Genomic DNA, 6437 nt, shown 5'->3' on the forward strand with positions numbered 1-6437 from the left:
CGACATCACTGCAGACTATATCCGCGACCAACTGCCAAAAATATACAGCTACGAACTCGTTCAACTCATATTCGAACAACCTTATTGCCGTATTAGTAATCTAGTCGAAAAAGACATCGCCAAGCGACAAACGGCCTCGACCTACCTAAAAAAACTCACAGACATTGGTGTTTTAAAAGAAGTATCAGTAGGAAAGGAAAAGCTTTTTGTTCACCTCAAGCTGATGCAACTTATGATACAAGATGGCAACGATGTGAGAGCTTATGGTGCAGAGTGAGTCTTGATATCTTTTGCATTACTTTAACTTGGGAAGCCGTTTTATATACCGTTAATATGATTTAAGGATGAATGATGAGCCGATTTGAACTGGGTTTTAAGTCAAGCGATCTACCCGTTACGCTAAAAGATTGCAGCTATGAGAATGACACTTGTCCCTCATTCTATTTTCGCGTGAACGGTCAGTATTACCAGCTATGGGTGGATTACAAAGACAAAGCCCAACGAGAAAACCCAGATAGCCCGCGTTACACGGTATGCAAAGCGATTAACGAAGGGGATGAAGCTTTTCCAGAAATCTATACAGATCATGAGGTTGCAGACCTTTTTCAATCGGAAGAATCAAGTGAGATGATTCGGTTTGTGAGTGAGATACAGTGATTTTGTTCAATGGCGCTAGGCTGCAAGGATCTTGTGTCAGCACTCTCTGGATAAGTGCCTAAGTTTTAGCGTTAGATAGTTTTCTAAAATAAAATGTATATTTACAACTGGTAATTTGTGATACGGCGCATTTGTTGTATCCTGGTACTTATTATCAACTAAGCTCATCATAGAGATGGTTTTGATCGCACTTCATAGAGTAGATGTTAATGGAATCGGGAAGCAATAAAAAAGCTGGGACTTATATAGACCTATTCTCAGGTTGTGGTGGTTTTTCTTTAGGGCTTGGGAAGGCTGGTTGGGAAGGGCTTTTTGCGGTCGAAAAAGACCCTATGGCTTTCGATACTTTTAAACACAACTTAATTGAAGGTAAATATGCCCATTTTAATTGGCCTGAATGGCTTCCTTTACAATCAACGACTATTCAGGACATCCTCACTCAATACCCAGATCAATTAGCGTCATTAAAAGGAAAAGTGGACCTGATTGCTGGTGGCCCACCATGCCAAGGTTTTTCACTTGCGGGAAGACGTAATGCTCTAGACCCTCGTAACAAGCTATCTGAAGAATACATGAACATGGTGGAAATAGTATCGCCAAAGTATCTAGTGTTAGAGAATGTGAGAGGTTTCAATTCAACATTTAAAGATGCTAAAGGACAACGTGAGAAGCTGCCTTATTCCATGATAGTGAAGGCCAGGCTTGAAACGTTAGGCTATCACGTATTTACTGATTATCTTCATAGTGAGCATTATGGTGTTCCGCAAAAAAGAACGCGTTTCATCATGATTGGTATTCGATCAGATCTAATTAAAGATGATATCGATCCTTTTCAAATATTGGCATCACTTCGTTTGGATTTTTTAGATAAGAAAAAACTTCCTTATACACCTGTTAGTGTTCACTCTGCCATTGGCGATTTAGAAACATCTAAATATCCGCTTATTTACCATTCTGGTAGCCATATTCAAGGGTTTAAGCAAATTGATTATAAACCGCCTCGTAGATTAAATGCTTATCAAAATCTAATGCGAGAGGGATTGAAGAGCGCTAAACCAAATAGTTTGCGTATTGCACGTCATCGTCCAGAAACCATAGAAAAGTTCAAAACCATCCTTGAATTATGCCAACCAGGGAAAGGTTTAAGTGATGAGCATAAAAAAATTATTGGAACCAAAAAACAAGTCATTTCTGTACTGAACCCTAATGAGCCATCACGAACATTAACGACATTGCCTGATGATTTACTGCATTACTCAGAACCCAGAATTCTGACTGTTAGAGAGAATGCAAGAATTCAGTCTTTTCCTGATGATTACGTTTTTAAAGGAAAATACACAACAGGTGGTTCACGAAGAACACAAGAGTGTCCTCGATATACCCAAGTAGGGAATGCTGTTCCTCCTTTTCTTGGTGAAGTTTTAGGCCAAATGCTTGTTCATTTAGGAAGGAATCAATAAATGTCTAATGTGGTTCATTTTAAAACTAATACCTTGTTAAAAAACCTGATCGGGAAAGATCTAATTAATGATGACAATATTGGTATTATAGAGCTTGTCAAAAACTCATATGATGCAAATTCCCCAAAGGTGTTGCTTAAATTTGAAGGGTTAGAAGGTCCGTTAGAACTATCTCGATTGATAATTGCTGATCAAGGGGATGGTATGAATGAAATGGACATTAATGATAAATGGTTGAATATTGCCCATTCAGAAAAAAAACAAAGTAAGCAAGTTGCAGGTGCTTATCTTGCTGGAAATAAAGGAGTGGGACGATTTTCATGTGACCGCTTAGGTAAGCAGCTTGATATGTTTACTAGAACAAGTGGCGGAAAGATATTGCACCTTGCTATTGACTGGGAAGCGTTTGAAATTGAAGGCCAAAAAGATCTCACTATCCAGTCTATCGATGTAGCTTTAAATGAGGTGTCTGAAAGAGTTGTTTATGAGCATTGTGGGTTAAATATTTTTGACAATGGAACGATTTTACTTATTTCTAATTTGAGGTCTGAATGGGATAAAGAACGGCTTCTTGCATTAAAGAGAGACTTAGAGAAATTTATTAATCCAAATCAACTTTTTTCAAAAGGCGGATTTGAAATTGAATTATTAGTTGATGAATACAAAGATAGTGATCCCAAAGACTATACACACTCTGTAAATGGAATAATTAGAAACTTAATTTTTGATAAGCTGAGATTTAAAGCTACTTATATTGAATGTAAAACCATTGAAAATGGGCTGTATACGAGAACCTCTCTGTATCATGAAGGGCAGGAAGTTTATTGGGTTGAGGAAGTAAATCAAAACGTTAAGTTGCTCGATGATTTTTCGATCACCATGTATTTTTTGAATGCTTATAAAAAAGCGTTTTTTACTCGGCAGACGGGTATTCGATCTATTGACTTTGGTTCAATTTATTTATTTCTAAATGGCTTTAGGGTTGCCCCTTACGGAGAGAGAGGCAATGACTGGTTAGGACTAGATATACGCCAAGGGCAAGGTGCAAGGCGTTTTTTTTCGAGTCGTGATGTAGTTGGAAGGATTGAAGTTTTTGATTCACATGATGCATTACAACCAATTTCTAGCCGAGAAGGCTTAAAAGAAACTAAAGCTTTTTCTCTTATTAAAGAAGAGTTTTTCATGCAATCGCTAAGGCGTCTAGAAAAATTTGTTGTTGGTGGACTTGAGTGGGATAGTGTTTCAGAAGAAATTCGAAAAGAAATTAGTGGTAAGCAGGGTTTAGACTGGGAAAATACTAACGAAAAGTATGTTGAGTCGGGAGAGAAAAAATCGAGAAGGATCTCATTAAGCATACTTAATTTAATTGGTATTAAGAAAAAAGAATTAAAACAGTTTTGGATAAACAGTGAGTTATTATCTGAACTGGCTGAAGAGAGGAAAGAAGAGGTCAAAAGTATAATTAGTTCGATAACTTCTTATGATTCAGATGTTATTGATGATGACCTCAAAGCCAATCTTTCTAGCATTTCAAAGCTAATTTCCGAAAGAGAGGAGGCATTACGTAGGGAAAGAGAAGAACGACAAAAATCTCAAGAAACTGTCATGAAGCTTGAAGAGGAGCTTTATGATAAAGAAGAAAAGTTGGGCACTCTACAGACTGAAGTTGAACTGAAAAATAATACAATAACGTCTCTTGAAAAAGAAACAGAAGCAGTTAAAGCTCAATCTCTCTTTCTAAAATCAGTCTCTACTCTTGATGAAAAATCTCTTCTTACTTATCATCATCAAATTTGTAACGATGCAGCAACGATCGAAAACTATTTGGGAAGAACTATTCGAGCTTTGAATGATAATGATGTTAAAAAAGCCTTAGGTTTTATTGAGAAAATTGCTAAAGCGAATAAAAAAATCATTGCTACTGCACAATATGCTACGAAAGCTAACTTCAAATCAGGTACAAAAAAAGAATTAACAGATATTCCTTCTTTTATTAATCAGTATCTTAAAAATGTAGCGTCAGAGTTTTCTGCTTCTGGAGTGATTATAAATATCGATAATCAAATTAACTCTAGCTTTGAAATTCCACTTAAACGTATAGAACTTTCTATACTTCTAGATAACTTAGTCAGTAATGCAAGTAAAGCTGAAGCTAAAAAAATAGATGTATCGATGAGTCTTATATCAGAGAATCAACTTTTGGTTTCATGTATGGATGATGGACGAGGCTTATCAGATGACATTAATGTTGCTAATGTGTTTGATTTCGGAATGACGACAACAAATGGTTCAGGTTTAGGTCTATATCATGCTAAAGAATTTATGGAATCAATTGGTTCAGAGATAGTGATGATTAAAGGAGATTCAAAAAAAGTTTCCATAAGGATGGTGTTTAATAAATGAAGCTTACATACTCAATTTTATGGTTTGATGATAATGATGAATATTTGGAGTCTCTCGATAAAGAATACATTAAAGGAGAGTTTACTAAATGGGGATTCTATTGTGATATTAAATTTGTAACTGATCCCGTTCAGTTTACATCAGAAAGTCCTTATAGAAAATTTGACTTAATTGTCGTTGACTATAGCCTTGATCCATATGATGGACATGGTCAGGATTTTATAAGGTTAGTTCGTGATCAAAATGTTTTGACAGATGTTATCTTTTATTCGTCTCATCCAGCTAGTGATTTATGGGATGCTATTAGACAAGAAGAGTTAGAAGGTATTTTTGTTTCTAATAGAGCAAATAGCCAAGATAAAATTCTTAAAGTTGCAAATCAAGCTATTCGTAAAGTACTTGATCTTGAGAATGTACGTGGAATTGTTATGGCTGAAGTGGGTAATAATGATGAACTTTTATCTAATATCGCAAGGAAATCTTTTGAAGAGCTTAATGAAAAACAAAGAACTGAAATAATAAAAAAATATATTGATGCCATTATAAAGCAAACTGATAGTTTATCAGAGAAAGCTTCTAGTCTTGAAGGTACAACAGAAATTGATGCTCTTCTCAATTTATTAGATAGCTCTAAAAAATGGAATTTATGTCAGACCTTAAGTAAGTTTCCTGATACAAAATTTAGTCTCAAAGGTAAGGGAGACTATTTCATAGACGTTTTAGATAAAAGAAACAAACTTGCTCATGGTGTACCTACACAACATGATAGTGATGCTTTAAAGTTTGAGTACTGCGGTAAAGAATATATTTTTAATGATGATGAAAGCCTTATTTTACGTGAGAACTTAAGAAAATATGGAGAGCTATTTCAGTCGGTTGTAGATAACTATGCTTAATACGAATACTAAACAGATGATTTTGGTTGACCTTGACGGCACCCTCGCATTAAACAAACACCGTTTCCATTATATTGATAAGTCCTTAGGCAAAAAAATAGACTGGGATGCCTACTTTCAAGCTTGTGATCAAGATGCTCCGCATACGCCAGTAATAGAAACTATTAAGGCATTGAAGGAACAAGGTTATAAGATTCATATTTTCTCTGCTCGCGGTGACATTGTGAGAGATAAAACAATTCAATGGCTGAACCGATTCAATGTTCCATTTGATGATTTAACAATGCGAGAAATGAACTCCTATACGCCTGATGAAGAGCTAAAAAAACAATGGTTACTCTCTTATTACCCTAATTATCAAAACGATATTTTTTGTGTTTTTGATGATAGAGATAAAGTTGTCAAAATGTGGCGATCAATGGGGTTAACCTGTTTTCAAGTAGCTGAGGGAAGCTTCTAGAAACAGTAAATTTTCGGCATATCTGGGTTTAGAAGCAGATCAGCAGATCGTGAACTTTCGGTCCCGTTCATGTACGTTACAATTAACGTACTATTGATGTCTCGACACACTATTCAGAATCCTGAGAAGCAGGTATATAAGGGCTTTGATACACACAATGACCACCAAATTAATCCGCAATAGCACGGCTGAGTTTTTGATTTTTACTGGACAATCTGGTGAGCAGAGCATTGAGGCGCGTTATGAAGAAGACACTATTTGGCTTTCCCAAAAGCTGATTGCTGAGCTGTTCGATGTTGATGTGCGAACGGTCAGTGAGCATTTCAAAAATATATTTCAATCAGCTGAACTCAATGAAGAAGCAGTTATCCGGAAATTCCGGATAACTGCTTCTGACGGTAAAAATTATAATACGCAGCATTACAATCTAGACGCCATTATCTCTGTCGGTTATCGCGTTAATTCTGTGCGAGCGACTCAGTTCCGTCAGTGGGCGACTCAGGTGTTGCGAGAGTTTTCTATCAAGGGTTATGTGATCGATAAAGAGCGCATGGAGAACGG

At 36.2% G+C, this 6437-nt stretch carries 6 protein-coding genes and 1 pseudogene; all 7 read left to right on the forward strand.

Going from position 1 to position 6437, the window contains the following annotated elements:
* Positions 1-277: pseudogene (locus ACN5L8_RS14950) on the forward strand (Fic family protein); the annotation flags it as partial.
* Positions 278-351: 74 nt separating this feature from the next.
* Positions 352-657 (forward strand): hypothetical protein, encoded by a 306-nt coding sequence (locus ACN5L8_RS14955; protein ID WP_419173406.1) that lies wholly within the window; start codon positions 352-354, stop codon positions 655-657.
* Between the two features lie 209 nt (positions 658-866).
* Complete coding sequence (locus tag ACN5L8_RS14960; protein ID WP_419173407.1) at positions 867-2117, forward strand: DNA cytosine methyltransferase; 1251 nt, start codon at positions 867-869, stop codon at positions 2115-2117.
* Positions 2118-4520, forward strand: coding sequence for an ATP-binding protein (locus ACN5L8_RS14965; RefSeq protein ID WP_419173408.1), 2403 nt, complete (start codon positions 2118-2120; stop codon positions 4518-4520).
* Complete coding sequence (locus ACN5L8_RS14970) at positions 4517-5416, forward strand: hypothetical protein (RefSeq protein ID WP_419173409.1); 900 nt, start codon at positions 4517-4519, stop codon at positions 5414-5416. Before ACN5L8_RS14965 ends, ACN5L8_RS14970 begins: the two co-directional genes overlap by 4 nt.
* Complete coding sequence (locus ACN5L8_RS14975; RefSeq protein ID WP_419173410.1) at positions 5409-5876, forward strand: hypothetical protein; 468 nt, start codon at positions 5409-5411, stop codon at positions 5874-5876. Before ACN5L8_RS14970 ends, ACN5L8_RS14975 begins: the two co-directional genes overlap by 8 nt.
* A gap of 157 nt (positions 5877-6033) precedes the next feature.
* Positions 6034-6437, forward strand: a 404-nt coding sequence (locus tag ACN5L8_RS14980; RefSeq protein ID WP_419173411.1) for a virulence RhuM family protein, incomplete at its 3' end; no start/stop codon positions are given.

The sequence above is a fragment of the Halobacteriovorax sp. genome, assembly GCF_048381875.1.
GTDB lineage: Bacteria > Bdellovibrionota > Bacteriovoracia > Bacteriovoracales > Bacteriovoracaceae > Halobacteriovorax_A > Halobacteriovorax_A vibrionivorans.

Bases quoted from the DNA above. Each gene is read 5' to 3' on its own strand.
- ACN5L8_RS14960 (WP_419173407.1), top strand. From the start codon at position 867: ATGGAATCGGGAAGCAATAAAAAAGCTGGGACTTATATAGACCTATTC.
- ACN5L8_RS14970 (WP_419173409.1), top strand. From the start codon at position 4,517: ATGAAGCTTACATACTCAATTTTATGGTTTGATGATAATGATGAATAT.
- ACN5L8_RS14975 (WP_419173410.1), top strand. From the start codon at position 5,409: ATGCTTAATACGAATACTAAACAGATGATTTTGGTTGACCTTGACGGC.
- ACN5L8_RS14955 (WP_419173406.1), top strand. From the start codon at position 352: ATGAGCCGATTTGAACTGGGTTTTAAGTCAAGCGATCTACCCGTTACG.
- ACN5L8_RS14965 (WP_419173408.1), top strand. From the start codon at position 2,118: ATGTCTAATGTGGTTCATTTTAAAACTAATACCTTGTTAAAAAACCTG.